This window comes from Budvicia aquatica DSM 5075 = ATCC 35567 (genome assembly GCF_000427805.1).
Lineage (GTDB): Bacteria > Pseudomonadota > Gammaproteobacteria > Enterobacterales > Enterobacteriaceae > Budvicia > Budvicia aquatica.
The window spans coordinates 1-26,710 of record NZ_ATYS01000009.1 but is presented as its reverse complement, the minus strand read 5'-3'; the positions used below and the strand labels follow the sequence as shown (position 1 = coordinate 26,710).

At 47.1% G+C, this 26,710-nt stretch carries 21 protein-coding genes; 15 read left to right on the top strand and 6 right to left on the bottom strand.

The window, feature by feature from the left end:
- The first annotated feature begins 132 nt into the window (after window positions 1-132).
- Window positions 133-609 (top strand): AraC family transcriptional regulator, encoded by a 477-nt coding sequence (locus tag YWE_RS26700; RefSeq protein WP_051323211.1) that lies wholly within the window; start codon window positions 133-135, stop codon window positions 607-609.
- Between the two features lie 67 nt (window positions 610-676).
- Here the strand turns inward: YWE_RS26700 and putP are convergent, their stop codons facing one another.
- Window positions 677-2,167, bottom strand: coding sequence for a sodium/proline symporter PutP (gene putP, locus YWE_RS0105305; RefSeq protein ID WP_029093579.1), 1,491 nt, complete (start codon window positions 2,165-2,167; stop codon window positions 677-679).
- Window positions 2,168-2,770: 603 nt separating this feature from the next.
- Between putP and putA the strand changes: the two genes are divergently transcribed.
- Complete coding sequence (gene putA / locus YWE_RS0105300; protein WP_029093578.1) at window positions 2,771-6,745, top strand: trifunctional transcriptional regulator/proline dehydrogenase/L-glutamate gamma-semialdehyde dehydrogenase; 3,975 nt, start codon at window positions 2,771-2,773, stop codon at window positions 6,743-6,745.
- 199 nt (window positions 6,746-6,944) lie between these two features.
- Window positions 6,945-7,700, top strand: coding sequence for an IclR family transcriptional regulator (locus YWE_RS0105295; protein ID WP_029093577.1), 756 nt, complete (start codon window positions 6,945-6,947; stop codon window positions 7,698-7,700).
- A gap of 100 nt (window positions 7,701-7,800) precedes the next feature.
- Here the strand turns inward: YWE_RS0105295 and YWE_RS0105290 are convergent, their stop codons facing one another.
- The 3 genes from YWE_RS0105290 to YWE_RS0105280 form a co-directional block, all read right to left on the bottom strand.
- On the bottom strand, window positions 7,801-8,718 hold the full coding sequence (locus tag YWE_RS0105290) for a dihydrodipicolinate synthase family protein (protein WP_029093576.1): 918 nt from the start codon (window positions 8,716-8,718) through the stop codon (window positions 7,801-7,803).
- 118 nt (window positions 8,719-8,836) lie between these two features.
- Entirely contained in the window at window positions 8,837-10,552 is a 1,716-nt protein-coding gene (gene ilvD / locus YWE_RS0105285) for a dihydroxy-acid dehydratase (RefSeq protein WP_029093575.1), read from the bottom strand.
- 52 nt (window positions 10,553-10,604) lie between these two features.
- Window positions 10,605-11,876, bottom strand: coding sequence for an MFS transporter (locus YWE_RS0105280; RefSeq protein ID WP_029093574.1), 1,272 nt, complete (start codon window positions 11,874-11,876; stop codon window positions 10,605-10,607).
- A 491-nt stretch (window positions 11,877-12,367) separates the two neighbouring features.
- Between YWE_RS0105280 and YWE_RS0105275 the strand changes: the two genes are divergently transcribed.
- Window positions 12,368-13,468 carry a glycerol dehydrogenase gene (locus YWE_RS0105275; RefSeq protein WP_029093573.1) on the top strand — a complete coding sequence of 367 codons (1,101 nt, stop codon included), beginning with the start codon at window positions 12,368-12,370 and terminating at the stop codon, window positions 13,466-13,468.
- A 90-nt stretch (window positions 13,469-13,558) separates the two neighbouring features.
- On the opposite strand, the gene YWE_RS0105270 is transcribed toward YWE_RS0105275, so the two are convergent.
- Complete coding sequence (locus YWE_RS0105270) at window positions 13,559-14,041, bottom strand: DUF2513 domain-containing protein (protein ID WP_029093572.1); 483 nt, start codon at window positions 14,039-14,041, stop codon at window positions 13,559-13,561.
- Window positions 14,042-14,120: 79 nt separating this feature from the next.
- Between YWE_RS0105270 and YWE_RS26695 the strand changes: the two genes are divergently transcribed.
- From YWE_RS26695 to YWE_RS0105220, 9 genes are all read left to right on the top strand, one after another.
- Window positions 14,121-14,423 (top strand): DUF2623 family protein, encoded by a 303-nt coding sequence (locus YWE_RS26695; protein WP_051323210.1) that lies wholly within the window; start codon window positions 14,121-14,123, stop codon window positions 14,421-14,423.
- A gap of 365 nt (window positions 14,424-14,788) precedes the next feature.
- Window positions 14,789-15,700, top strand: a complete 912-nt coding sequence (locus tag YWE_RS0105260; RefSeq protein WP_029093571.1) for a dihydrodipicolinate synthase family protein — start codon at window positions 14,789-14,791, stop codon at window positions 15,698-15,700.
- Window positions 15,701-15,745: 45 nt separating this feature from the next.
- On the top strand, window positions 15,746-17,266 hold the full coding sequence (locus tag YWE_RS0105255) for a UxaA family hydrolase (RefSeq protein ID WP_029093570.1): 1,521 nt from the start codon (window positions 15,746-15,748) through the stop codon (window positions 17,264-17,266).
- A gap of 136 nt (window positions 17,267-17,402) precedes the next feature.
- A complete protein-coding gene (locus tag YWE_RS0105245) occupies window positions 17,403-18,698 on the top strand; it encodes a nickel pincer cofactor-dependent isomerase, group 22 (RefSeq protein ID WP_029093569.1) in 1,296 nt (431 codons plus the stop codon).
- A gap of 94 nt (window positions 18,699-18,792) precedes the next feature.
- Window positions 18,793-20,049 (top strand): MFS transporter, encoded by a 1,257-nt coding sequence (locus YWE_RS0105240; protein WP_029093568.1) that lies wholly within the window; start codon window positions 18,793-18,795, stop codon window positions 20,047-20,049.
- 84 nt (window positions 20,050-20,133) lie between these two features.
- Window positions 20,134-21,441 carry a nickel pincer cofactor biosynthesis protein LarC gene (larC, locus tag YWE_RS0105235; protein WP_029093567.1) on the top strand — a complete coding sequence of 436 codons (1,308 nt, stop codon included), beginning with the start codon at window positions 20,134-20,136 and terminating at the stop codon, window positions 21,439-21,441.
- A complete protein-coding gene (gene larE / locus YWE_RS0105230; protein WP_051323209.1) occupies window positions 21,438-22,280 on the top strand; it encodes an ATP-dependent sacrificial sulfur transferase LarE in 843 nt (280 codons plus the stop codon). The genes larC and larE overlap by 4 nt, the downstream gene beginning before the upstream one ends.
- A complete protein-coding gene (larB, locus tag YWE_RS26690; protein ID WP_051323208.1) occupies window positions 22,267-22,971 on the top strand; it encodes a nickel pincer cofactor biosynthesis protein LarB in 705 nt (234 codons plus the stop codon). The genes larE and larB overlap by 14 nt, the downstream gene beginning before the upstream one ends.
- Before the next feature lie 180 nt (window positions 22,972-23,151).
- Complete coding sequence (locus YWE_RS0105220; RefSeq protein WP_029093565.1) at window positions 23,152-24,471, top strand: MFS transporter; 1,320 nt, start codon at window positions 23,152-23,154, stop codon at window positions 24,469-24,471.
- Window positions 24,472-24,537: 66 nt separating this feature from the next.
- Here the strand turns inward: YWE_RS0105220 and YWE_RS0105215 are convergent, their stop codons facing one another.
- The gene (locus YWE_RS0105215) at window positions 24,538-25,278 is read right to left on the bottom strand and encodes a hypothetical protein (RefSeq protein ID WP_029093564.1); all 741 of its coding nucleotides are present in this window, start codon (window positions 25,276-25,278) and stop codon (window positions 24,538-24,540) included.
- A gap of 414 nt (window positions 25,279-25,692) precedes the next feature.
- On the opposite strand from YWE_RS0105215, the gene cspE reads away from it, so the two are divergent.
- Both cspE and YWE_RS26685 read left to right on the top strand, forming a co-directional pair.
- Entirely contained in the window at window positions 25,693-25,902 is a 210-nt protein-coding gene (gene cspE, locus YWE_RS0105210) for a transcription antiterminator/RNA stability regulator CspE (RefSeq protein WP_036015188.1), read from the top strand.
- A 503-nt stretch (window positions 25,903-26,405) separates the two neighbouring features.
- On the top strand, window positions 26,406-26,710 hold a 305-nt coding region (locus tag YWE_RS26685; protein ID WP_036015186.1), incomplete at its 3' end, for a NapC/NirT family cytochrome c.

The window sequence follows — 26,710 nt, the reverse complement described above, 5'->3', positions numbered from 1 at the left end:
ATCACCGAACCATCACTCTCGTCACCCCAAAGGAAGCCAGGATGATGATTGAGTGGCGTCACATAATAGAGACATGCTCAACCGATCGATATTACCCGAATCAGACGACCCTATAACGATGGAGAACTTAACGTGAATATCACCATTGAAACGCGAGACACAACGACCGTATATGGTATCCGTCACAACGGCCCCTATATGGAAATTGATAAAGCCTTTAATGCACTGTGGGACTGGGTGGTCGCGGTAGACCTTCCGACTCAGGTTACTTGTGGCATGGCTATATTCCACGATGACCCGACAAAAACCGCGCCGCAGAGTTGTCGTTCAGACGCCTGCGTCCAGTTAAAGCAGCCACCGTCAGAGCTGCAGCTGTCTGAAATAGTTAAACCTATCGAGATTGCCGGCGGTTGCTTTGCTCTTTATCGACATATCGGCCCCTATTCTGCCCTGGAGCCGGTTTATCATCAGTTTTATCACCAATGGCTACCGGCCAGTGATTACCAGAAAACGGCTCAGCCATCGTTTGAAATTTATATCAACAATCCGCTGGATACGCCGCCGGATGAGTTAATCACCGATATCTATTTTCCGGTCATGGCTAAATAAGCGTTATTTCATAAACAAAAATGGCGCCCTTACGGGCGCCAGATAGGAAGGCTGATAGCTTAAGTCGTTATTCTTTTACGCTCTGAAACTCTTTCTCGGCGGTATTAAAGCGTGACAGCATTTTTTCTGTCGGACGGTTGCCGACCATGCTGAAAACAAAAATACCGATAGTGGCGAAGATAAAGCCCGGGATGATTTCATACAGGCCAAACCAGGCATATTGCTTCCAGATAATGACGGTCGCAGCACCAATCAGCATACCGGCAAGAGCACCGTTACGGGTCATGCCAGACCACACCACCGACAGCAGCACAACCGGACCAAACGCCGCGCCAAAGCCGGCCCATGCATAGCTTACTAAGCCAAGCACCCGGTTATCCGGATTTGATGCCAGCAAAATAGCGATGATAGCGATCAATAGCACCATAAAGCGCCCTACCCAAACCAACTCGTTTTGGCTTGCCTTATTGCGTAAAAAAGCTTTATAGAAGTCTTCGGTCAGCGCACTGGAACACACTAATAGCTGACAGCTTAGGGTACTCATTACCGCCGCAAGAATGGCAGACAGTAAAATGCCGGCAATCCACGGATTAAACAGCAGCATGGCTAACTCAATAAATACCCGCTCGCCGTTTTCATTCACGTTACCGGCCAGCGACGGATTATTAGAGAAGAAAGCAATACCAAAGAAGCCCACCGCAACCGCTCCGGCAAGACAGAAGATCATCCAGGTCATACTGATGCGACGAGCATTATGAATAACGTGGTGAGAATCAGCGGCCATAAAGCGAGCCAGAATATGTGGCTGACCGAAATAACCTAGCCCCCAGCCCAACAAAGAGATAATGGCAATAACGTTCAGCCCCTTAAACATATCCAGATTTTCAGGGTTTTTCGCCGCGATCACCAGCATCGAGCTATCAATACCCCCTACGGCAATAATCACCATCACCGGCGTTAGAATCAGGGCAAAAATCATTAATGTTGCCTGAACGGTATCCGTCCAGCTTACCGCTAAAAAACCGCCAATAAAGGTATAGGCAATGGTGGCTAAAGCGCCAACCCAAAGCGCCGTTCCATAGCTTAAGCCGAAGGTACTTTCAAACAGACGCGCACCGGCAACGACCCCTGATGCACAATAGATAGTGAAGAAAACCAAAATAATCAGGGCAGAAAAAATGCGTAAGATACGACTTTTATCTTCAAAACGGGTGGTGAAATAGTCAGGCAGCGTCAGCGCATTGTGGTTAACTTCGGTATGAACCCGAAGGCGACCGGCAACAAAACGCCAGTTTAAATAGGCCCCGATAGTCAAACCAATCGCAATCCAGCTTTCTGATATTCCGGAAAGAAATACCGCCCCCGGTAATCCCATTAACAGCCAGCCGCTCATATCGGAAGCACCGGCAGATAATGCTGTGACAAAGCTGCCTAACCGACGGCCGCCTAAAATAAAATCACCAAAGTTATTGGTGGCACGATAGGCGATAAGCCCGATAGCTACCATCCCTACAATATAGACCACAAAGGTCACTAACATCGGCATACTGTCGTTCATGTAGCTCTCCGCATTCCGGTATTCTCATCATTAAGTTAACGTTATATGTTATGTATCGTGCTGGTAGCACTTCATCTAAAACAGGTTAACCGCGCATATCTCTGATTACTGAAAGGCGCTCCATATTGCCGCTTGTCAGGTATCACCTTCTCTGATTCAGTATCATTTAGCCTATACAATAAATTCTAAAAGACACAAATAACTTAACAAATAAATTACAAATATCCGTGACCGTGTCTCATTTCAGAAATTTATTTATCGATTCGGATAAAAAGCTTGCTGCCACTGTACTGGGCAAAAGTGGGAAATTATCCATACAGTATCAATGAATTACAAGCCTTTGGAATATATTCCTAAAAATACTCCATCTATAGAATTAATCACCAAGATGGATCGGGATCACATAATAGGTGCAACCATATTTAAACAAGGTTGCAACATCATGCCATTTACACCTATTCTCAATAACCATCATCTATCAATTCAGCATAACCATTTTTTACTATTTTTAGTTTTTCAGACCATTATCGCTGCCTGATTTACCATCAGAGATGTTTAGCGATTGTTACTTGGTTTTGGCTACCTGCGATAAGAGGAAATAAAATGGCAATGACTACCATGGGCGTGAAGCTGGATGAAGCGACGCGCGACAGAATAAAAAAAGCGGCCCATACCGTCGACCGCACACCTCATTGGTTAATCAAACAGGCCATCTTTAACTACCTCGAACAGCTTGAGGGGGGAAACATTCCCGCGGAGCTATCAACCAACGGTCAGGACAACAAATCAGACGGCGAGCTCATCGCTGAACCTGCTACACAACAGGGTTATCAGCCATTTTTGGAATTTGCTGAGAATATTTTACCCCAGTCGGTCAGCCGGGCGGCCATTACCGCGGCTTATCGCACGCCGGAAACTGAAATTATCCCCCGATTACTCGAGCAGGCCAAACTGACGGCGGAACAAGCACAATCGACCCACCAATTGGCCTATAAGCTGGCAGAGAAACTGCGCAACCAAAAAAATAGTATTGGCCGGGCCGGTATGGTCCAGGGGTTACTCCAGGAGTTCTCGCTGTCATCATCAGAAGGCGTTGCCCTGATGTGTCTGGCCGAAGCCTTACTGCGCATTCCCGACAAAGCCACCCGAGACGCCCTTATCCGCGACAAAATCAGTAACGGCAATTGGCACTCTCATATCGGGCAAAGCCCTTCTCTGTTCGTTAATGCCGCCACCTGGGGGTTATTACTGACCGGCAAACTGGTCTCGACCCATAATGAGTCTCAACTCTCGTCATCGCTTAATCGAATTATTGGTAAAAGTGGTGAACCCCTGATCCGCAAAGGGGTTGATATGGCGATGCGCCTGATGGGCGAACAGTTTGTCACCGGTGAGACTATTTCAGAAGCGTTAGCCAACGCTCATAAGCAGGAAGAAAAAGGCTTTCGTTACTCTTACGATATGTTAGGCGAAGCGGCTTTAACCGAAAAAGATGCTCAACGTTATCTGTTCTCTTATCAACAAGCTATTCATGCCATTGGCAAAGCCGCAAACGGCCGCGGGATATATGAAGGCCCGGGTATTTCCATCAAGCTATCGGCGCTGCACCCTCGCTATAGTCGGGCACAGTATGAGCGGGTAATGGATGAACTCTATCCGCGCCTGCTGGAACTGACCCTACTGGCGCGTCAGTACGATATCGGGCTGAATATTGATGCTGAAGAAGCAGACCGGTTAGAGATCTCATTAGACCTGCTGGAAAAACTGTGTTTCGAACCTAAGTTGGCTAACTGGAACGGCATTGGCTTTGTGGTTCAGGCTTATCAAAAACGCTGCCCGTACGTTATCGACTATCTGATCGATCTGGCCCACCGTAGCCAGCACCGGCTGATGATTCGTTTAGTAAAAGGCGCCTACTGGGACAGCGAAATCAAACGCGCTCAGGTTGACGGTCTTGAAGGCTATCCGGTTTATACCCGTAAGGTGTATACCGACATCGCCTACCTGGCCTGTGCGCGTAAATTGCTGGCCGTGCCTGAAGCTATTTATCCTCAGTTCGCCACCCACAATGCCCATACTCTGTCAGCCATCTATTATCTGGCTGGTCAAAATTATTACCCCGGACAGTATGAGTTCCAGTGCCTGCACGGTATGGGGGAACCGCTCTATTTTCAGGTGGTCGGAAAGCACAGCGATGGCAAACTCAATCGACCTTGCCGCATCTATGCTCCGGTAGGAACCCATGAAACGCTGCTCGCCTATCTGGTTCGTCGATTACTTGAGAACGGCGCGAATACCTCGTTTGTTAATCGTATTGCCGATAGCGCAATTTCACTTGATGAACTGGTTGCCGATCCGGCCAAAATCATTGAGTCTCAGTCAGCAGTAGAAGGTGAATTAGGCAGACCTCATCAGCGCATTCCACTGCCAAGAGGTTTATATGCCGGCGTTCGCCTGAATTCTTACGGTCTGGATTTGTCTAATGAACAGCGTTTAGCTTCGCTCTCCAGCGCCCTGTTATCGGGAGCAACTCAGGAATGGCAATCAGCCCCGCTGATTGATGCACTACTTGATGGTGAACGCACGCCGGTTAAAGTGTTTAATCCGGCGGATGCCAGAGACTGTGTCGGCTATGTCACCGATGCCACCGAACAGGATGTTGACCGGGCCATTGAAGCCGCAGTGAACAGCGCGCCAATTTGGTTTGCAACGCCGCCAGAGCGCCGGGCTGAACTGCTAAATCGTAGCGCATCAATGCTGGAAAACCAGCTTCAACCGATGATTGGGCTATTAGTCCGCGAAGCAGGCAAAACCTTTAATAACGCCATATCTGAAGTCAGAGAGGCCATCGACTTCCTGCGCTATTATGCCGAGCTGGTACAGCATGATTTCAGTAATGACAGCTATCGTCCGCTCGGGCCGGTGGTCTGTATTAGCCCGTGGAACTTCCCGCTGGCGATCTTTGCCGGCCAGATTGCGGCTGCGCTGGCCGCCGGTAACACCGTTTTGGCTAAGCCGGCAGAGCAAACGCCGCTGATTGCCAGCCAGATGATTAAACTGATGCATCAGGCAGGTATTCCCGCCGGAGCCGTTCAACTGCTGCCGGGCAAAGGTGAAATCATCGGCGCAAAACTGGTGGGTGACAATCGGGTTAAAGGCGTGATGTTTACCGGCTCCACCGAAGTCGCACAGATGTTACAGCGTAACTTATCCGGACGACTGGATCACAATGGCCAACCTACTCCGCTGATCGCTGAAACCGGCGGGCTGAATGCCATGATTGTCGACTCTTCAGCGTTGACTGAACAGGTGGTGACCGACGTAGTGGCATCGGCCTTTGACAGCGCGGGCCAGCGCTGTTCGGCCTTACGTATTCTCTGCCTACAGGAAGATATCGCCGACCGGACGATTGAAATGCTAAAAGGGGCAATGGCTGAATGTACGATGGGCAACCCCGATCGCCTGTCTACCGATATCGGTCCGGTCATTGATAGTGAAGCTAAAGCGAATATTGAACAGCATATTCAGGTGATGCGGGCCAAAGGCCATCCGGTTTATCAGGCGGTTTTCTATCCGGAGGCCGATGAGTCCGTATGGTCTAAAGGCACCTTTGTTAAACCCACCTTAATTGAACTCGATAGCATTGATGAACTGACGAAAGAGGTCTTCGGCCCGGTGCTGCACGTCGTGCGCTACCAAAGAGAAAACATCAGTGAATTGGTTAGTCAGATCAACGCCGCCGGCTATGGACTGACAATGGGAATTCATACCCGCATTGATGAAACAATCAGCCAGATTACTGAGCAGGCTCGGGTCGGTAACCTGTACGTGAACCGCAATATTGTCGGTGCGGTGGTCGGCGTCCAGCCTTTTGGCGGCGAGGGATTATCAGGAACGGGTCCTAAAGCCGGCGGGCCGCTGTACCTTTACCGTTTGCTCTCTCATCGCCCTACCGACGCATTGACTAAAGCCTTCCAGCGCTCAGATGACTTGCACCATATTGATACCCGGGGCAGAGATCTGCTGTTGCAGCCGCTGGAGCAATTTAAAGCCTGGGCCGTTAACCAATACAATCTGCCACTTGCGGCAGTCTGTGATAGCTATCGGGATAACTCTCAGTCGGGCACCATTCGCTTACTTAATGGCCCGACCGGTGAGCGCAATAGTTACGCCCTGCTGCCGCGCGATAGCGTGCTGTGCCTTAATCATTCAGAAGAGGACGCACTGATTCAATTAGCCGCCGTGCTGGCCGTGGGGTCTAATGCGCTATGGATAGACGATAAAACCACCCGAACTTGGTATAAAAACTTCCCTGACTCGGTACAGAAAAAGATTGGCTTTATTGCCGACTGGCAGAGTTCTGACGCTCAGTTTGATGCGGTTATCTACCACGGAGACAGTGATAAACTCAAAGACGTTTGCCAACAGCTTGCCCGGCGCGACGGGCCGATTGTTTCGGTTCAAGGCTTTGCCTGCGGTAACAGTAATATCTTACTGGAGCGCTTAGTGGTGGAGCGGGCCCTGAGTATTAATACTGCGGCCGCGGGGGGAAATGCCAGCCTGATGACCATCGGATAATTCATCTCATAACCCGGGCATCGGTTAAATTTTAAGGATGCCCGTTTTTTTTAGTCATATGCACAAATTACCGAAAATCGCTATGAATCACGGGGGTTTGACTGATTGTGCGTATGACAGATGACCTAAATTAGTTATACTGTCTGTAATACTGAATTCGATTAACGTCTACGACAATTCCAATCATACAAGTACATCAATGAAAACAATCACAACTCAGATTCCGGCTCTCGATAAGGTGGTTCGCATTTGTGACTACTTATCTGATAAAAATGGCGCGACCTTTAGCCAGATATACCAGGACGTTGGTATCGCCAAAAGTAGTACATCATCATTGCTGAACGGGATGGTAGCCCATGGTTTACTTCGTCAGGATGCTGATAAATATTACCTTGGATTACGGCTGTATGAGTTTGGTAATAAAGCGGTTGAACAATACGATATTAAAAAGATCGCCCTGCCGGTATTAAGCGATCTGCGAGATAAAACCAATCTCACCTGTCATCTCGGCGTGTTGCAGGGGTCTTCACCGATTTATCTCACCAAGCTGGAAAGTCCTCAGGCTATTATTATTCGGAGCTGGGAAGGAAAACGGCTTTCATTGCACAGTTCCGGTCTGGGTAAAGTCTTAATGGCTTGGTTAACCGATGACGAAGTCGATGCCCTGCTTCCGGACGATCAGCAGCTCCAGCGTTTTACTGATACCACGATTACCGATAAGTTTAAGCTAAAACAGGCGCTGGCTGAGATTCGCGTTAAAGGCTGGGCCTATGATGATGAAGAAGACAGTCAGGGCGTGCGCTGTATTGCAGTTCCGGTCAGAAATCCTCAGGGCAAAGTGATTGCGGCTATCAGTATGTCAGGCGTCGCCTTCCAGATCCCTGACGATAAACGGGAACATCTGGCCTCTCTGGTGATTGAAGCCGGAAAGCGATTGTCTTTACAGCTAAAATAACAACGGCTGAGTCGGGTTAAGCAAAATGAGCCACCCTAAAACGCTTTGGGGTAGCTCATTTTACACGCATCAAACCTGCAGTAGCATCACGCTCAGAACCCTACTCCTGATAAGCGACTCCCGCATATTTCAACACCTTCATCAGGCGCTGTTTTTTCTCTGATGATAACGGTTTTACCGGCGCTAAAACCTGGGTTGAAATATCCAGGCCGGTTAAGCGAATCGCCTGCTTGATAACACCAAAGAACGGGGTTTCCAAACTGTATACCGTTGACAGCTTAGAGAGCTGGCACTGAAGCTCAAACATCGTCTGATACTCTTTGCGCTTAAATGCCCGATAAATTCCGCAGGTTATCTCTGGCGCAAAGTTAGCCGTTGCCGGGATCCCGCCGTTCCCGCCCATGACCAAGGTATCCATCATATATTCGTCATAGCCTGAAAAAATCACAAAGTCAGGACGAATCGGGCGAACCTGATTAACGGTTTCGCGAATATGACTAATATTATCTACAGTGTCTTTAATACCAATGATATTAGCTACGTCTGTGGCTAATCTGGCGATCAAATCAACGCTGATATCTTGTCCGGTAAGCGCAGGGAAATTATATAAAATAACCGGAGAACAGATATTCTCTGCCACCGTACGGAAATGATGATAGATAAAGTCATCATTGAGTAGTGCGTAATAAGGATTCAATACCAGAACCGCATCAACCCCGAGTTTATCGGCATGAAGGCCAAACTCAATCACTTCTTGAGTACTCGGGCTACTGATACCTAATAATACCGGCACGCGCCCCGCAATATGCTTAACGGCAAACTCAGCCACCTCAAATCGCTGTTCTTTTGGCATATGACAAAACTCACCGCCGCTGCCCAAAATCAGCATCCCGTCGACGCCGTCATCGACCAGCTTGTCGATCAGTCGACCCATTCCCTGTGTATCCAGTTGCCCGTTGGTATCAAAAATTGTCGGTACCGGTGGAAAAACACCTCTAAATTTGTTCAGATCAGCCATTGTTTTACCTTATTGCCTATAAAATTAAACCGTCCCATCGTCGGGTACTGTTTATGCACCACTTAGGCGCTATTCAGGCAGGCCTCAGCTCAATCCACCGACGCCTGCCTGATGATGACTAACTGGTGTAAGCACCGGCCATCAGTGACGCAGCTCTTTCTGTAAACTGCTTATAGATTCCTCTGCGGGCAGAGTAGTCCGGACGAACCCAACGGCTCTTACGTTCAGCCATAATGGCATCAATTTCCTGCTCGGTTTTACGCTCACCGTTAACACCAATAATGTTAAGCTTGCGCTCCGGTACGTTCATTTCAATCACATCACCGTCTTCAATTAGGGCTATTGGTCCACCGTCAGCCGCTTCCGGGGATACATGGCCCACGCACGGCCCGCTGGTTGCGCCGGAGAAACGACCGTCGGTAATCAAAGCAACCCGACCGTCCAGACGATTGTCATAAACGATCGCATCGGTGGTCATTAGCATTTCTGGCGCGCCAGAGCCTTTTGGCCCTTCATAGCGAATAAACAGCACATCGCCCGGCTCCACTTGGTTATGGATAATGGCTTGCTGTGCGTCTTCTTCTGAATTAAATACTTTGGCCGGCCCGATATGCTGATGCATATCAGCACGACAGGCGGCGTACTTAATGACTGCCCCGTCCGGTGCAATATTGCCTTTTAGAATGGCAATTGAGCCTTTCTTGGTTGCTGACTCCGGTTTTCTAATCACATCTTCCGGCTGGACTTTATAGTTCGCCAGATAGCCATGATTACGTTCAAAGAAGCCTGACTGCTGAATCATCTCCAGGTTATCCCCCAGAGAGCGTCCGGTGACGGTCAGCACGTCTAAATCGAGTTGATCGCGCAGCAGCCACTGGATCATCGGGATGCCGCCGGCAAACCACATTAATTCAGTAACATACTCGCCGCTCGGCTGGATATTAGTCAGGTAAGGAATCTGATGATTAATGCGGTCAAACACCTCCGGTTTTAGTTCCCACCCCAGTTCATGAGCAATGGCCGGTAAGTGAATAAGCCCGTTGGTACTGCCTCCGATTGCAGCATGAACCTTAATCGCATTCTCAAATGCGGCAGGGGTCAGAATTCTTCCGGTAGTAATATTCTTCTCAGCCAGATACATCGCCTGATGCCCGGCAGCGCGTGCCATACGGCGAATTTCAGACATGGTGGCAGGGATCAGTGCACTGCCCGGTAACGCCATGCCTAAGGCTTCGGACATACACTGCATGGTACTTGCCGTGCCCATAAACTGACAGGCACCGGCCGTTGGGCAGCCACACTGTTGATAGGCTTCGACCTGCTTAACGCTGATCTCCCCTTTCTTTAACTTAGCGGTAATGCCACCTAAGTCGGAGGTGCTCATATTCGGTGCCGGGCGCATAGAGCCGCCGGGAATATGCAGTAATGGCATATCCAGCCGCGCCGCGGCGATCAGGTGCGCCGGAATAGATTTATCACAGCTAGAGATCAATACTCCGGCATCATAAGGCACTACCGACGCATGGATTTCCACCATATTGGCAATGGCTTCACGGGAGGCCAGAATATAGTTCATGCCGTCGTGGCCTTGCCCCCAACCGTCACAGATATCCGTCACATGGTGACGCACTGCCCGGCCACCGCTTTCATGAACGCCTAATACCGTTTCATAACCCAGTTCGCCTAAGTGGAAGCTTCCCGGATGGCTCTCGCCATAACAGTCATCAATCAGGACCTGAGGCTTTTTGGTATCTTCTTTGCTGTAGTTCATCCCTAAACGCAGGGCATCAAGCTGGGACCATAAATCACGGGCACTTTGACATTTTTGTTGCATTTTCAATTCCTCAAAATAATCTATCAACACGACATTGAATCATCATTACCGGCTATTTAGTGGGTGGTCGGGCCGTAATGGCCGGTAAAGTAAAGAGTAAGAAAGTGGCGATTAACAGTGCTCCGACTAACACAAACATGCCTGCAGTTTGGCTAATGGTCATGGTTAATAATCCCACCAGATAAGGGCCGATAAAGCCGCCTAAATTACCCAGGGCATTGATTGAACCCCGTACGCCACCCAACACGTTGGCAGGGAAAAGTAACGGTGGAAGCGTCCAGAACGGTCCGGCATAGGCTTGCAGGAAGAATCCGCATATCACCATCATTCCGTAAGCCAGCCAGATATTGTCTTTTAATAGCAGAGACAGCGTCAGACAGATGGCAAAACCGACCAGAGGAATAGCGGTATATAGCCGACGGTTCATCGTCTTATCACACCATTTGGCAATGTAGTATTGGCCGATAATACAGAGGAAATAAGGTGCAGCGGTCAAGGCACCCACAATGGTCATACCGCTTCCGGTCAGATTTCTAATCAGGTTAGGCATCCACAGTGCGAAGCCATAGAAACCGACCTGAACGAAGAAATAAATCCCGATTAACTTCCATAAATTTACGCTACGGATAATGGTTTTAAAACTGGCTTTATCGTCAACGGACGAGCCCATTTTGTCTTCTTCAAGCTTGCGCTCAATCCACTCACGTTCACGCGGGTCTAACCACTTAGCCTGATGCGGATGATCTGCCACCATCGGCATCCAGATAAACAGTAATCCTAGCGATAATACACCTTCGATAATAAACATTTCACGCCAGCCCTGAACTTCAATTAACCAGCCGGAGAGCGGGCCAGTAATAATCGAAGCGACGGCCAAGTTCATTTGGAAGAAGGCAATAGCACGGGCTTTTTCCTCATTAGGAAACCAGTGTCCTATCAGTGCTAAGATCGCCGGATAAACACCGCCTTCAGCCACCCCGAGTATGAAGCGTATAATCAGTAGCTGAGTTGGGTTCTGTACGAATCCGGTGAGTAAGGCAAAACCGCCCCAGGCAACGATTGTCCAGGCGATAAACTTTTTAGCACTATAGCGTTCGGCAATGTGTCCGCCGGGTACTTGTAGAAAAATGTATCCGATAAAGAAAATGCCTGCGACTAATCCTGAAAACGAAGCAGTCATTCCTAAATCTTTATCCATACCGCCAGCAATACCAATGGCGATATTTGTTCTATCCATATAAGCCACGATATAGACCAATATCGTGGCGGGGATAATGTGTTTCCACCGTCCTTTAGGAATTGGGGCACTTGAGGCTGTATTCATCAGTATGTTCCTTGGCTCAACCTTTAAATTATTAGAAATTAATGCGTTGTATTATTTTGGTGTATAGCTGTTGAGATGAATCATTTTAGTTCCATATACAGAACAAATGTACTGCATATGGAACATATACTCTATTGTAGGTAGGAAAGAGTCAATCGTTTGAATCGCTAAAGTTAGGGTTCTGTGAGCAAACGCAAATTTTTTATCTATCCAATTCGTTGAATCTGCAGTACGCCATCTCCCCTCCTCACCACAGGGCTAAGTGCCCGATATATTAAAAAATCAATAATTATCAATACATTGTTATAGATAGCCTATCGATAGCGGATGAAATTAGTTGCTGTCGATCACAAAAAATCAACTTGACCGGCGCATATCATTGACTCCGGCACTGCCTGAGTCGAATATAAAACAAAATACAGAACAATAGTTCCACATAAAGAACAAATCAGCAGGCGTAATTATTTTTCAATAATCCAAGGAGTAAAAAAATGATTACCACTGCTATTTTTCCCGGCCGTTATGTGCAAGGAGCCGATGCAATAAAGCTGTGCTTAGGTGAGGAACTTTCCCGCCTTGGCAAGAAAGCGTTGGTGTTACAGGACCCGTTTGTTAACCAAACCTTAGGCGGCATGATTGCCGGGGCATTAGACGGTAAAATCGATTTTCAAGTTGAAGTATTCAATAGCGAATGTTCAGACGAAGAAATTGCCCGCATCTCATCGCTGGCCAAAGCCTATGGTGCTGAAGTCGTGGTCGGAATGGGCGGCGGTAAAACGCTGGACACCGCTAAGGCTACGGGTGCGGCACTAAAACTGCCAATCGCGATTGTGCCTACGCTGGCGTCAACGGATGCCCCCTGCAGCTCGCTAGTGGTGATTTATACTCAGGAAGGCCAGTTTAAGCGTTATCTGATGATCCCTCGTAACCCCGACGTGGTGCTGGTTGACTCTAAAGTTATCGCTCAGGCTCCGGTTCGCTTTTTGGTTTCCGGCATTGGTGATGCGCTGGCGACGTGGTTTGAAGCCGAAGATTGTCGGATTAAGCTGGCAGGCAATATGACAACCCGCCCCGGCCCTATGTCAGCCTTTGGTCTGGCCCGCCTGTGTTACGATACCTTGCTTAAGTATGGCGTTCTGGCCAAGTCTGCTTGTGAGCAACAGCAGGTAACCCCGGCACTTGAGCACGTGATTGAAGCCAACACCCTACTCTCCGGCCTCGGCTTTGAAAGCGGCGGCTTGGCCGCGGCCCATGCTATTCATAACGGGCTCACCGTATTGCCGCAAACCCATAGCTATTGGCACGGAGAAAAAGTCGCCTTCGGTACCTTAGCCATGCTGATGCTGACCGATCGGGATCCTGAAATTATTGATACCGTTTATACCTTCTGTCAGCAGGTCGGGTTACCGATTACGCTGGAAGATATTGGTCTAAAACAGGTCAGCGATGAAGAGCTTATGAAGGTGGCTAAAGCGGCGTGTAATGAAGGTGAGACCATGCATAACGAGCCTTGTGAAATTAGCCCGGAAAATGTGATGGCTGCGCTTCGGGCGGCGGATGCTGAAGGTCGTCGACGTAAGTTAGCGGCGTAGTTCCTATTTACAGGCAATAAAAAAACCGTGGCCCGCAATAAAAACGAGGGTCACGGTTTCGGCTAGCTATTTTTCGGCGTCACTGATGCACTAGGTTAAAGATTGATCTCGCAGGGTATCCAGCAGGTCATAGCCTTTCCAGGTTAATCCCGTCACCTGATAATAATCTAATGAGCTGGAGCTATAATCGTGCCCTTCGATATAACTATTCTCTTGCAACAGACTAATATGGGCACAGACCAGACCATGATCATATCCGGTAATGCTGGTACTTTTTACCCCGTTGGCACTGACATCAGATGCTTCAACCATCACTAATATTTTTTTAATTAATTCCCAATCTCTTTTCATATTCCACCTCATGACTGATTGAATACTCAAAGTATCGGCGGTTTTCTCATAATCAGCCAACTTCAGCGGTTTCATTTTTGTCGTTGAGTTAACAGATAAAATAAAAAGATCGCTAAAAAACACAGTATGCGGAATAAATAGCCAGTCCTGCCGTAGTGACCACAATGGCGCTCTGCCGGCAACGCCGGAATTTAGGGTGTTTCTGGCAATAATGATAGCCAAATACTTATTATGTGGTATCCAATAAAACCACACGTTATATTATAATTTACACATCGAATAGATTGCGTTCTGAGTATGTATGAATAAATCATTTAGTGACGGGCTGATGGCGGGGCTTGTTGCCCACGAGCCGGTGATAACAAAAACCATGCTGAGCTATAGCATCGATTACAGAAAAGGATTTGTCTGTGGCTTTTCTTATGCACTCGAAAAATTATGCAGTGACTCCACCATGGCTCAATATCAGGCAGGTCAATTAGCCTATTTTTATCAGTTGGAGCAAGAGCTGCTGAGCGATTTTTTTACCGACTTTAGTGGCAATCACCTTTCAGATGATTTCACTAAGGGCTATAACAGTGCCCGATTATCCCCTGCTTCTTAAGCCAACGTTTTATTACTTTGGCTTATATTCATATCCGCCCCCTCAACTCTCTGTAATAATTCATTATTATCAATTAATTAAAAAATTTTCACCGTCTATTTTTAAGTAAAAAACCCCCCATTCATCCCTTATTTGACGCTATTCCCCCCTGCCATTAATCCTATTTTTCGCCGCCAACGGCGCATTTATCGTCGGCAATTTTACGCCATAAAATACAGACAAGATCACACAACAATCATTTTGATCGTAATTTAAACCAAAAACAGTTGACTGTACTGTGAAGTGGGTGCAGCCTAACTAAAATAAAGAACAGTAGTTCCACATGCAGAACAAATCACATACTAAAAAACGGAGTACGCCATACTATGAGTCTGAATAAATTTAGAGGTATCTTTCCACCGGTTCCAACCATCGTTAACAGTGCAGGCAAGCTCGATCGCGACGGCATGGGCAAACTGATAGACAGAGTGATCGACAGTGGTGCAAACGGTATGCTGATTCTAGGCAGCGGCGGTGAGTTTTGTCATATGGACCATGAAATGCGTCTTGAAGTGGCTGAATTTGCCATGAGTCACGTTGCCGGTCGTGTTCCGGTCATGTTAGGTATCGCTGCCCCGGGAACAGATGAAACCATCCAATACGGGTTGCATGCGCAAAAGATTGGTGCTGCCGCTGTACTGGTGGTTAATCCCTATTATGCCCAGTTAAGCAGTGAGTATATTTACCATCACTATCGGAGCATTGGGGAAAGTCTGGCTGTTCCGGTGCTGTTATATAATTTTCCGGCATTAACCGGGCAAGATATCGGCCTTGATGTTATCACCCGCTTAGCCAAAGACGTTCCCAACATTATTGGCATTAAAGACACTATTGATAATATCAGCCACACCAGAGAGATCATTAACCGAATCCATCCTTTCCGACCTGAATTTATTATCTTCTCCGGCTATGACGAATATCTGTTAGATACCCTAATTCTAGGCGGACACGGCGGTATTCCAGCCACCTTCAATATTGCACCTGAAGTGACCGGGGGTATCTATAACGCCTTTGTAAATAAAGAGTATGAGAAGGCGTTCGAGTTACAGCGCACCTTGGCAAAACTCTCTTCGTTATATGCCATTGAATCCCCTTTCTTTGGCGTGGTGAAAGAAGGCATTAAAGCATCGGGTTTAGATATATCAACAAACGTTATTGCACCGGTCAGAAAGCTCTCTGCCGATAAAATTTCGCAGGTTAAGCGCATTCTGCAGTCAGCCGGAATCGACGCACAATAACAATAAAAACCGTTATTTGGATCTAACAATTATCAGGAGATTTCCATGAGTAATGTCTATCCCGTAATGAAGCTTAATCCTAACGATGATGTCGTTGTCGCCCGCTTTCCGGTATCTGCCGGCACGGTATTAGCCAATGAAAACATTAAAGTTCAATCCGATATTCCTGAGGGCCATAAAATATCCCTACGGGATATTCCCGTTGGCCAAGCGGTAAAACGCTACGGGCAAATTATCGGTTTTGCCTCAGAGCCCATTAAAGCAGGCGACCATATCCACACCCACAACCTAAGCATGGGTGACTTCAGCCGCGACTACGCCTTCGGTGAAGATACCATTGAACTACCTAAAGCGGAAAAAATCGATACCTTTATGGGCATCAAACGGGCCGACGGTCGCGTAGCAACCCGAAACTTTATCGGTATTCTGACCTCGGTAAACTGCAGTGCCACAGTCGCCCGGGCAATTGAAGATCATTATAAAAAGCACGGACTAGAAAACTACCCTAACGTTGACGGGGTTGTCGCTCTGCCGCAAAGCTTCGGCTGTGCGATTGGTTTTGACAGTGAAGCCATGGTTGTTATGCGCCGCACCTTGAGCGGATATGCCCGACACGTCAACTTTGCTGGCGTGGTTATCATCGGTCTGGGATGTGAATCTAATCAGATCAAAGATCTGATTCAGGTCGAAAACCTGACCGAAGGCAAAATGCTGCATACCATGACAATTCAGGAAACCGGCGGCACGCAAAAAACCATTAATAAGGGCATTGAAGTTATTGATGGAATGCTGGCCGAAGCCAACCAGGTTAAACGTGAAGAGGTACCCGTTTCTGAAATTATTCTGGCCTTAGAGTGCGGCGGTTCCGATAGCTATTCGGGTATTTCAGCCAATCCGGTACTTGGCTATGCCGCCGATAAAATTGTTCAGCAAGGCGGTACCGCAATTCTGTCCGAAACATCTGAGATCTACGGGGCAGAACATCTGTTAACCCGCCGTGCCGTGACGCCCGAAGTCGGTAAAAAACTCATCAGCCGGATTAAATGGTGGGAGGATTACTGTGCCCGCAATAACAGCGAGATGAATAACAATCCATCGGCGGGCAACAAAGTCGGTGGCCTGACGACAGTACTGGAAAAATCCCTCGGTGGCATCGCCAAAGGCGGAACCTCTAACTTAGTCGATGTTTATGAATATGCTGAACCGGTCACCGCCAAAGGGCTGGTCTTTATGGATACCCCCGGATACGACCCGATTGCCGTTACCGGCCAAATTGCCGGCGGAGCCAATCTGCTATGTTTTACGACCGGCAGGGGATCGGCATTTGGCAGCAAACCAACGCCGTCCCTAAAGCTGGCCACCAACAATACGCTCTGGAAGCGGCAGGAAGAAGATATGGATATTAACTGTGGCAACGTCGTTGACGGCACAGAAACCATTGCTGAAGCCGGCGAGCGTTTATACACCATGATTCTGGATATGGCATCGGGTAAAAAAACCAAGAGTGAACTTTTTGGTTACGGTGGTTTGGAATTTGTTCCCTGGAATATTGGTTCAATTATGTAATTGACCGATTATCAGGCACCACTGTTTATTTAAATACTGCGTTTCATAACAAGCTTTATATTCACAATTATAAATAGCGGTGCCTAAAAATAAAATAATAGAAACCTTCGGGTAATCATTCACAGGAGTTGTGAACATGTCTTTTATTGATAAGCTATTACAAGATATCCCTCTGCCTAATATGATAAAAGTTCGGCAACACTTTGCATCACCGAATGAAATTATTGATATAAAGTCAGTGGTTAAACAAGAATTAAATAAGCCTGAAATTAAAGCGACGATAAAACCCGGCATGACCATTGCAGTTGGTATTGGCAGCCGGGGAATTGCTGAAATACCCAGAATTGCACAGGCCGTTATTGCTGAGTTAAAAGCCTTGGGGGCTATTCCCTTTGCCGTTCCGGCGATGGGAAGCCACGGTGGTGCGACCGCTGAAGGTCAACGCCACGTGCTGGAGAATTTGGGGATGACGGAAGAAATACTGGGCTGTGAGATCCGCGCATCAATGGAAACGGTAAAGCTTGGTGAATTGGAAAATGGGCTGCCTATTTTAATGGATAAAAACGCGATGCAGGCTGATGGCATTATTGCCATTAACCGGATTAAAGCTCACAACGCGTTCACCGCCCCGATAGAAAGCGGCATTATCAAAATGATTACTATCGGTTTTGGCAAACAAGACGGCGCAGACTCTTGCCATACTCACGGCTTCGGCAATATGGCGAAAAACATTGTCGACATGGCGCGAATTAAGGTGAAAAAGACCCCTTTTCTCTTTGGTATCGGTACGGTTGAGAATGCCTATGACAAAGTGGTAAAAATCGAAGCTATTGCCGCAGACAGATTAGAAGAGCGTGAAACCGCACTCTTGGCTGAATCTAAATCCTATTTCCCTAAGATCTTGTTTGATAACGTTGATATCGCGGTTATTGATCTAATGGGCAAAATATATTCCGGCGGCGGTATGGACGGACACGTGATGGGCAGAGCGCCGACGCCCTTTGTTGAACCTATTGCGACTATCAGGCCCGATCGCATAGCGGTGCTGGATTTACATGAGCAAAGCGGCGGCAATGCGACCGGCATGGGTTGGGCCGATTACTGTACCCAGCGCCTGTATAATAAAATCGATTTGCCCGAAACTTATCCTAATGTCATTACATCCCGACTCGCGCGCGATGGCTTTATTCCCGTCATTATGCCATCAGATAAGCAAGCCATTCAGGTTGCGATTAAGACCTGCATTATATTAGATGGCAGAACTGAAGCGCGAATAGTCAGAATGGCTAACACATTACATATAGGTGAAATTTATATTTCTGAAAATATGCTGGACGATGCTCGCGCCAATAATAATATCGAAATATTAACTGAACCGTCCCAGTTTATTTTTGATGAAGAAAATAACTTTACGGATATCGGCGAATGGTAAAGAAAAATATTCATTAATTAATCAGTAGAAAAAACTCAATAATATTATCGTTTATTTAAAACTAAAATTATATATGAATATATAAGGATACCTCATGTCTGTCACCTTACCGTCGGTGGTTAATAAAACGAAATGGCGATTAATACCCTTTATGTTAATGCTGTATATTTTGGCCTTTTTAGATCGCTCTAATATTGGTTTTGCTAAAGAGACCTACCAGCTTGATATTGGATTAAGCAATGAAGCCTATGCGCTCGGTGCCGGCTTATTCTTTGTGGTGTATGCCTTTTTAGGCGCGCCGGCCAACCTCTGTTTAAGAAAGTTCGGCGCCAAACGTTGGATCGGCGTAACGACCCTCGCCTGGGGTACACTCTCGATGGCAATGGGCTATGCCGACAGTGAGGCTAAATTTTTAACCGTACGCGTATTACTCGGCATCGCCGAAGCCGGATTCTTTCCCGGCATGATTTATCTGACCTCACAATGGTTTCCTCAGGCTAACCGGGCCAGCGTGATGGGCCTGTTCTATATGGGTGCTCCGCTAGCAATGGCATTCGGCTCCCCCTTATCCGGTGCGTTATTAGAACTTCACGGCATGTTAGGCCATCCCGGCTGGTACTGGATGTTTATTATTGAAGGCGCATTAGCCTTTGCTGCCGGTATATGGACCTTCTTTTATCTGGACGATGCACCGATATCCGCCCGCTTCCTAAGCCCTGCTGAAAAAGAGCTGTTAATTAATCAATTGAATACCGAAGAAAGTAAAAAAGTCTCTTCCAGCATTATTGAAGCGCTTAAAAATCCGAAAATATGGCATCTGGCGATTATTTACGGAACCATCCAGTGTGGCGTTTATGGTTTGATTTTCTTCTTACCGTCCCAAGTGGCTTCGATTATGGGTAGCTCGGTTAACTTTATGACCTCGGTCGTTACGGCTATTCCCTGGCTATGCGCACTGCTAGGCACCTACTTTATTCCTCGTTATTCAGACCGGACTCAGGAACGCCGTAAAATTGCTGCCGCAACCCTGTTGGTCGGAGGGATAGCCATTATGCTCTCTTCGGTTGCCGGTCCTTATGGCGCCATCATTGCACTTTGTCTTAGTGCAACCGCCTTCTTTGCCTGTCAGCCAATATTCTGGGCGATTCCGACCAGTATTCTGTCCGGTAGCGCTCTGGCTGTCAGTATCGGATTTATCAATATGTTCGGCGCATTGTTCAGCTTTGCCGCCCCGATTATCCGCGTTCATGCCGAGAATATGTTTAATAGCCCGGTAGCCGGATTAGTGGCCATCGGCTCGGTAGCATCTGTCGGTGCACTGGCCATTATGGCCCTCAGAAAACAGAGTTAACCATAGTGAGTTCAGTCGATTATTGGCACCTCAATCATCGACTGAACAACCAGAACTGAACGCTAAAAACGACCAGAGGACCATATGCATATACATCTTGACGTTATCGGCGGTATTGCAGGAGATATGTTTTCAGCGGCTATGCTGGATACCTTTCCCGACCTTGCCCCGCCGCTTTTCAACCTGCTTGATAAGTTAACGCTAAGTTCCCGGCTAAACATCACGCTGGAACCTGCTCAGGATAAGGGACTAAACGGGAAGCGTTTTCAGGTCCGTATCAAGGGGCTGGCCGTCAAAGATTCAACCCACTTTATTTTCCAGAATACCCAACAACACGCTAACGTTTTAACCCCTACGGCAAGGGCAAGCACACATCATCACACCAGCTGGCAAAAGATTATTAACACCTTGGAACAGGCGCCTCTTACCGATGAAGTCCGTCAGCGTGCGCTGGAAATTTATACCCTACTCGCTCAGGCTGAAAGCCAGATACATCAAGTGGATTTACCGCAGATTCATCTGCATGAAGTGGGCGCACTCGACGCATTAGTCGATATTATCAGTGCGGCATTTCTTATCACCCATAGCGGCGCTAAAAGCTGGTCTTGCTCCGATCTGCCGTGGGGCGGAGGAACCGTACGCTGTGAACATGGTGAAATTCCGGTTCCTGCACCGGCGACGCTGAAGCTACTTGAAGGCTTCAATTGGCATGATGACGGCGACAGCGGGGAGAGAGTGACCCCAACCGGAGCCGCCATACTCGCTTGGTTAAAGCAATATCGGCGGCCGATCGTCGGTCAGGCCCAACGGGCCGGTTATGGTTTCGGCAATAGAAAATTAAAAGGCCGGGCTAACGTCCTGCGAGTTTGCCCGTTCAAAACCCCGAACGCTACGGAATCTGACGGTCAATATATCAGTCAAATCGCCTGCGTTATTCAGTGCGATATTGATGATATGACGCCTGAACTATTAGCTATCGCACAAAAAAACCTGCGCCGGTTAGACGGCCTGATTGACCTTACCAGCCAAACTTTACAGGGTAAAAAAGAGCGTTGGGTAACCCGCTTAGAAATGCTCTGCCTACCGGAAAACTTATCTGCTATTTGCGACGCCATATTTATTCAAACGTCAACCCTGGGTCTTCGCCATTGGCAAACCCAACGTTTTATGCTGCCCCGCCGTCAGGCGTTAATCGAATTTAACCAACAGGACTGGCCGGTAAAGTATGCCCAACGCCCCAACGGAGAACGTAGCTGTAAGCTGGAAGCCGATGCCTTACTTACCCCATTGACCAGCCATGACCAGCGGCAAAGCATAAAATCCAGCGTTGAAAAATGCCCTGACTTAACGCAATACGACCGTCGTCCAGAATCGGCCAAGGAGATTAAATGAACAACAACCATAGTACTCAGCTGGCTTTACTCCGGTTAGAGCAATGGCTGAAAGCCGTCGGACAATGCACCGTTGCCGTGAGTGGTGGTATAGACAGCATGCTAATGGCTTATATCGCCCACCAAGCCCTGGGACAAAAAGCGCTGATAGTCCATGCGACTTCGGCCGCGGTTCCTTATGCTGACGGTATTCGAGTCGCGGAATATGCCCGACGCTATCAATGGAATTTTAAACAAATTATTACCGGCGAAATCGATCGCGAAGATTATCAAAGAAATCCGGTCAACCGCTGCTATTACTGCAAAACCAGCCTTTATATTAACCTGCGTAAATTAGACCACGGTCAGGCGATCGGCGGTACCAATCTGGACGATCTTGGCGATTATCGTCCGGGGCTCATAGCGGCAAAAGAACAGCATATCCGCCATCCGTATATTGAATGTCTGATCGATAAGAAGACTATCAGGCAAATTGCTGCCCTGCTTGGCCTGAGGGATTTACAGGATTTACCCGCGTCTCCCTGTCTGGCGAGCCGAGTCGAAACTGGTATTCGCATATCGTCAGCACAGCTCGACCTCATCGATAGGGTTGAACGCCACGTGCGTAAAGTGATAAGCGGCGAAACCATCCGTTTTCGCATCCGACAGTCAGCCATGGTACTGGAACTTGACGATCGTACTTTAGTGGAGCTACAGGCCGGCGATATCGACCAGCTTGCTATACACATTAAAACCATGGCTAAAGAGTGCGGATTAAACGCGCCATTATTTATTTCAGCTTATCAACGGGGTAGCGCCTTTGTCGGTAATAAGGAGCCGGTAAATTATGTCGAAGCCTAATCTATCCGCGCCAGATATTACGATGGATTTCGAGCGGTTACAGCGATGTGGCGTTGAAGAGGCCGTGTTGTGTGAATTTAAACGCGGTGAGCAAATTGAACACATTCTGTCACTGGCAAAAGATCAACATCGTAGATTATTACTCACTCGTCTAACGCCGGAAAAATTGATTCAACTGTCCGAAAGCTGGATCCGCCAGCTTGAATATAACCCAACCGCTCACTGTGCAGTATTTGGTGGCGATGTTCTATTAGCTGCGCCGGTAAGAATCGGCATCATTTCCGGCGGCTCATCAGACGTCGCTGTATGCCAAGAAATCCAAACCACCCTTAACTTTCACGGAATAGATTGCGACTTGCATCAGGATATTGGCGTTGCCGGATTATGGCGACTGCAGGAGAGGCTGCCCGTATTGCGTCACTACGCCATTATTATTGCGGTTGCCGGCATGGAAGCCGCCTTGCCAACCGTCATCTCCGGATTAGTTCATGCCCCGATTATCGCGGTGCCGACCTCCGTTGGCTATGGCATCGCCAGCGGCGGTCAGGTTGCACTAAATAGCTGTTTAGCCAGCTGTTCCGGCGGCGTAATGACCATGAATATTGATAACGGCTATGGCGCAGCCGCCGCCGCAATCCGTATTTACCAACAAATTGTCGATTATCGTTCCACCAACACGCCAGATAAATAGCCTGAATAAAAGCGTTAATCAAATAAAACACAGAGGGAGTAATAATAAAAAAAACCAGCCTTTATTTTTAGCCGGAATACCTAATCCAGAGCACCAATAAATTGGATTAGTGAAATATTCCTGACAATTAATCTTAAATATACAAGCTATATCTTCACCGATATGGCTGAGGGATTCTTTATGTCTAATAATTCGATATCAAGATACAGCCCGGGTGCAGCGGCAACCACCGTCAGATGGAAAATATTCATTATTATGCTGCTGTTAGGTGCAATTAACTATATTGACCGAACATCATTGGCTATTGCTATGCCTTATATCGTTGAAGAGTTTGATATTCAGGATGCAGTGGTAGTCGGTCTATTACACAGTACGTTTTTCTGGGCTTACGCGTTAATGCAAATACCCAGCGGGGTACTGGCGGATAGATTTAAAACCCGAACAATTATTGCCTGGGCAACAATTATTTGGGGAGCATTTCAGGCGGTTGCTGCACTCTGCTATAGCACCTTTACCCTGGCCATTGCGCGCGTCGGATTAGGCGTATCTGAAGCACCGATTATGCCATCAGGCGCCAAGCTGATGGGAGCATGGCTGACACCGACAGAACGCGGACGAGGCTCAATGCTGCTAGACGGCGGAGCTGCGTTAGGTACCGCGCTCGGCGCCGTGATACTCACTTGGCTGATTGCATTTTTTGGATCCTGGAGAATGGCATTCGTGGTGGCCGGTATTGGTACTATTATGGCCGGCCTTCTTGCCTGGTGGTATATCCGCACCTATCCCCATGAGCACCCGTATATCAATAAGGCTGAGCTGGACCATATTACTGAACATAATCCGACCAGCGTTGAAAGCGGAAAAAAATTCAAACTATCCGATATCAAACCCTACTTAAAACAGCGCAACGTTCTGGCATTAATTGGCGGCTGGGTTTGCTATAGCACGGTATTTTATGGGCTAATGACATGGCTTCCGCTCTATTTCCAAAAAACCTACGGATTCGATATTAAATCGATGGGTGGCGCGATGGCCTTTATCTTCTTACTGTGTTTTATCGGTCAGTTAACCGGCGGCTACATTATGGACCGTTGGAGAAACTCGGGCGCTAAAACAAATAAAGTGCTCCACACCATGTTGGCAATTTCTGCCATTACCGCCGGAGTGGGCATATTCCTTTGTGCAAACAGCAGCGATCCTATGCTTGCCGTTGGGCTACTTGCCGTTGCCATGTTCCCATTACGCTGGGCCAGCGTTTACTGGTCGATTCCGTCGCTGCTTGGCGCGCAAAAAGTGGCGGGCACTATTTGTGGAACCATGAACTTCAGCAGCAACCTGTTTGCAGCAATTATTCCTATATTTATTGGCTTTATTGTTCAACTCACCGGAAATTACTATGCCGCAATGATGGTGTTTGTTCTGGCTGCGGTCGGTTATCTCATCTGTTCCTTAATGATTAACTTTGATAAGCCGGTTATTGTGACGGAAGATCAGGCGTAATTTATGGCATGGCCCGACGTTTTCACGCCGGGCCACTGCTGATGATGTAATTTGCCTGTTTGGCGATTAAGAAAATAGCTTAATCGCCTGCTGGGTTTTACTTAACCAGGCTTTGTGTAGTTTACGATAATGAGGTTTGGCACAGCGGGCAGTGGTTAAAATAGTCTCCAACTGCTGTTTTGCCGCCTCCATTTTCCCCTGGTCCATCAATAGCTGATAGTAACGAAAGCGCGCTTCAGGCCCGGTGTAATAGTTAATCAGTGCCTGATATTCGCTTTCTGCTTCAGCAAGATGACCGTTTTCAGCCAGCGCTCTGGCATATAACAGGTGCCCGTCCTGTGACTGATAGTCAGGGCTATGCTGCGTAATGTCATCTAACGTCTGCTGACAGCTGACGGGATCGTGGCTGTCGAACTGGGCCGCAGCCAGCTTAACCATGATATCCGGGTCCCGAGTAAAAATACCGGTTAATGCATTTTTATATTCAGGTATCGCTTCTTTGGGGCGACCAACCCGCATTAACTCATCGGCTAACAGGACATAGTTCTGGCTGGTTTGGGTGATATTTAGCTCATCACGTAGCATGCGGATATGGCGTTCAGGATCCATTTTATCATGGGCATGACGTATAATTTTGCGCCCGTCTCTGCTGCTGAATAAGTCAGGCAGCATAATTGCCAGGGCGTACACTGCGCAGCCAATGCCCGGTAACCCAATGATCAGGTATAACCAATAGCGTTCCTGACCGGTTTTTACCACATGGACACCGCACAAAACTTGAAGACAAACCACAAAGATAATGGGCATTTCAGCACTCCCTGCTAAATATTTCGACTATTTGGCTATACTATCATCCTGACTAGCATTGCGGACAAAAAAGCGGTTTATGATATGACTCATCGGGTGATTTAACAATCGCAACGGTGTCAAATTAGTGCATAAAAATGACGTTTCTGCTTCCCGATAATTACCACTCTCTATAACTATCTCAAATTAAGTGTTGCTATTATCCAAGCAAAATGCGTTAATAGCTTCACAGGCTGGAACGCAGTCTATTATATGTATGTCATTTTGAGTAAAGTAGTTCCTATTTCAAGCGTTATCTGTCGATATCACTTATCTGATGAATTTCTTCTTAGTGCCGCCATATGTAATAACTAAAATCACAGCTTATCGTCACCTACTTTTTAGGTGTACATAATCACTAGAGGAAATTAAAAAATGGCTAAAATTACTGGTCAGGTAAAATGGTTTGATGCAGGTAAAGGTTTCGGTTTCATCACTCCAGCAGACGGCAGCAAAGATGTATTCGTACATTTCTCTGCAATCGAAGGTAACGACTACAAAACATTAGATGAAGGCCAACAGGTTGAATTCAATGTTGAAGCTGGTCAAAAAGGTCCTTCAGCTGCAAACGTAGTTGCTATCTAATTTAAGCTAACGCTTAATTAAGATTTAAAAAACCGCCTCAGGGCGGTTTTTTGTTATCTGTGATGCATGCGGTAATATATTTACGCCAATGCATTTCCCTTTCTGATGATATAGCCTCTTCCCCCTCTCGCTTTGTTTTCACAATTAATTTTTTAGAACACTTTCATTTAAATAAAATCACTACAGATTCAGTTTAGTCTTTTGGTATAACATAGATATGTTAAAGCCTATGGGTTATTAGTTTGTAATTTTGTTAAAAACAAAAATAACCCTATCATATTGATTTTAAATATTTTTTATATTTAACCCAACCTCGATATATAAATAAATACATATCGACACTTTAAAAAATATAAAAATATGTGATTTAACCGATAGATAATAAATAGCCAAAGGCATACTTTTTTATCATGTAAAAATAATCATAATCATTATCGAATGAATAAACGCTCTCAGGTCTATTTGTTTTAACTGATTTTTATTAGCGGACAAGGCTGCCATACATGAGAATAAAGAAATCACGCATCGCCCTAATACTGTTTATCGGCATTATTCTGGGTGTTATTGGTCTAAGCGGCGGAGCTTACGTCCTGCATAAAACCTCCGATACCCAGTTTTGCCTCTCATGCCATACCATGCAAACCCCCTACGATGAATACACCGGTTCGGTTCACTTTACCAATCAGAAAGGAATTCGGGCCGAATGTTCTGACTGCCATATTCCTAAAGCCCCTCTCGATTTTCTGATAGCCAAACTGAAAGCGGGAAAAGACGTTTACCATCAGTTTGTCACCGGAAAAATTGATAC

Coding starts and splice junctions, on each gene's coding strand:
- ilvD (WP_029093575.1), bottom strand. CDS start 10,552: ATGCAACAAAAATGTCAAAGTGCCCGTGATTTATGGTCCCAGCTTGAT.
- YWE_RS0105275 (WP_029093573.1), top strand. CDS start 12,368: ATGATTACCACTGCTATTTTTCCCGGCCGTTATGTGCAAGGAGCCGAT.
- YWE_RS0105215 (WP_029093564.1), bottom strand. CDS start 25,278: ATGCCCATTATCTTTGTGGTTTGTCTTCAAGTTTTGTGCGGTGTCCAT.
- larB (WP_051323208.1), top strand. CDS start 22,267: ATGTCGAAGCCTAATCTATCCGCGCCAGATATTACGATGGATTTCGAG.
- YWE_RS0105280 (WP_029093574.1), bottom strand. CDS start 11,876: ATGAATACAGCCTCAAGTGCCCCAATTCCTAAAGGACGGTGGAAACAC.
- putA (WP_029093578.1), top strand. CDS start 2,771: ATGGCAATGACTACCATGGGCGTGAAGCTGGATGAAGCGACGCGCGAC.
- YWE_RS0105245 (WP_029093569.1), top strand. CDS start 17,403: ATGTCTTTTATTGATAAGCTATTACAAGATATCCCTCTGCCTAATATG.
- larC (WP_029093567.1), top strand. CDS start 20,134: ATGCATATACATCTTGACGTTATCGGCGGTATTGCAGGAGATATGTTT.
- YWE_RS0105290 (WP_029093576.1), bottom strand. CDS start 8,718: ATGGCTGATCTGAACAAATTTAGAGGTGTTTTTCCACCGGTACCGACA.
- YWE_RS0105255 (WP_029093570.1), top strand. CDS start 15,746: ATGAGTAATGTCTATCCCGTAATGAAGCTTAATCCTAACGATGATGTC.
- YWE_RS0105295 (WP_029093577.1), top strand. CDS start 6,945: ATGAAAACAATCACAACTCAGATTCCGGCTCTCGATAAGGTGGTTCGC.
- YWE_RS0105260 (WP_029093571.1), top strand. CDS start 14,789: ATGAGTCTGAATAAATTTAGAGGTATCTTTCCACCGGTTCCAACCATC.
- larE (WP_051323209.1), top strand. CDS start 21,438: ATGAACAACAACCATAGTACTCAGCTGGCTTTACTCCGGTTAGAGCAA.
- YWE_RS26695 (WP_051323210.1), top strand. CDS start 14,121: ATGAATAAATCATTTAGTGACGGGCTGATGGCGGGGCTTGTTGCCCAC.
- YWE_RS0105220 (WP_029093565.1), top strand. CDS start 23,152: ATGTCTAATAATTCGATATCAAGATACAGCCCGGGTGCAGCGGCAACC.
- cspE (WP_036015188.1), top strand. CDS start 25,693: ATGGCTAAAATTACTGGTCAGGTAAAATGGTTTGATGCAGGTAAAGGT.
- putP (WP_029093579.1), bottom strand. CDS start 2,167: ATGAACGACAGTATGCCGATGTTAGTGACCTTTGTGGTCTATATTGTA.
- YWE_RS0105240 (WP_029093568.1), top strand. CDS start 18,793: ATGTCTGTCACCTTACCGTCGGTGGTTAATAAAACGAAATGGCGATTA.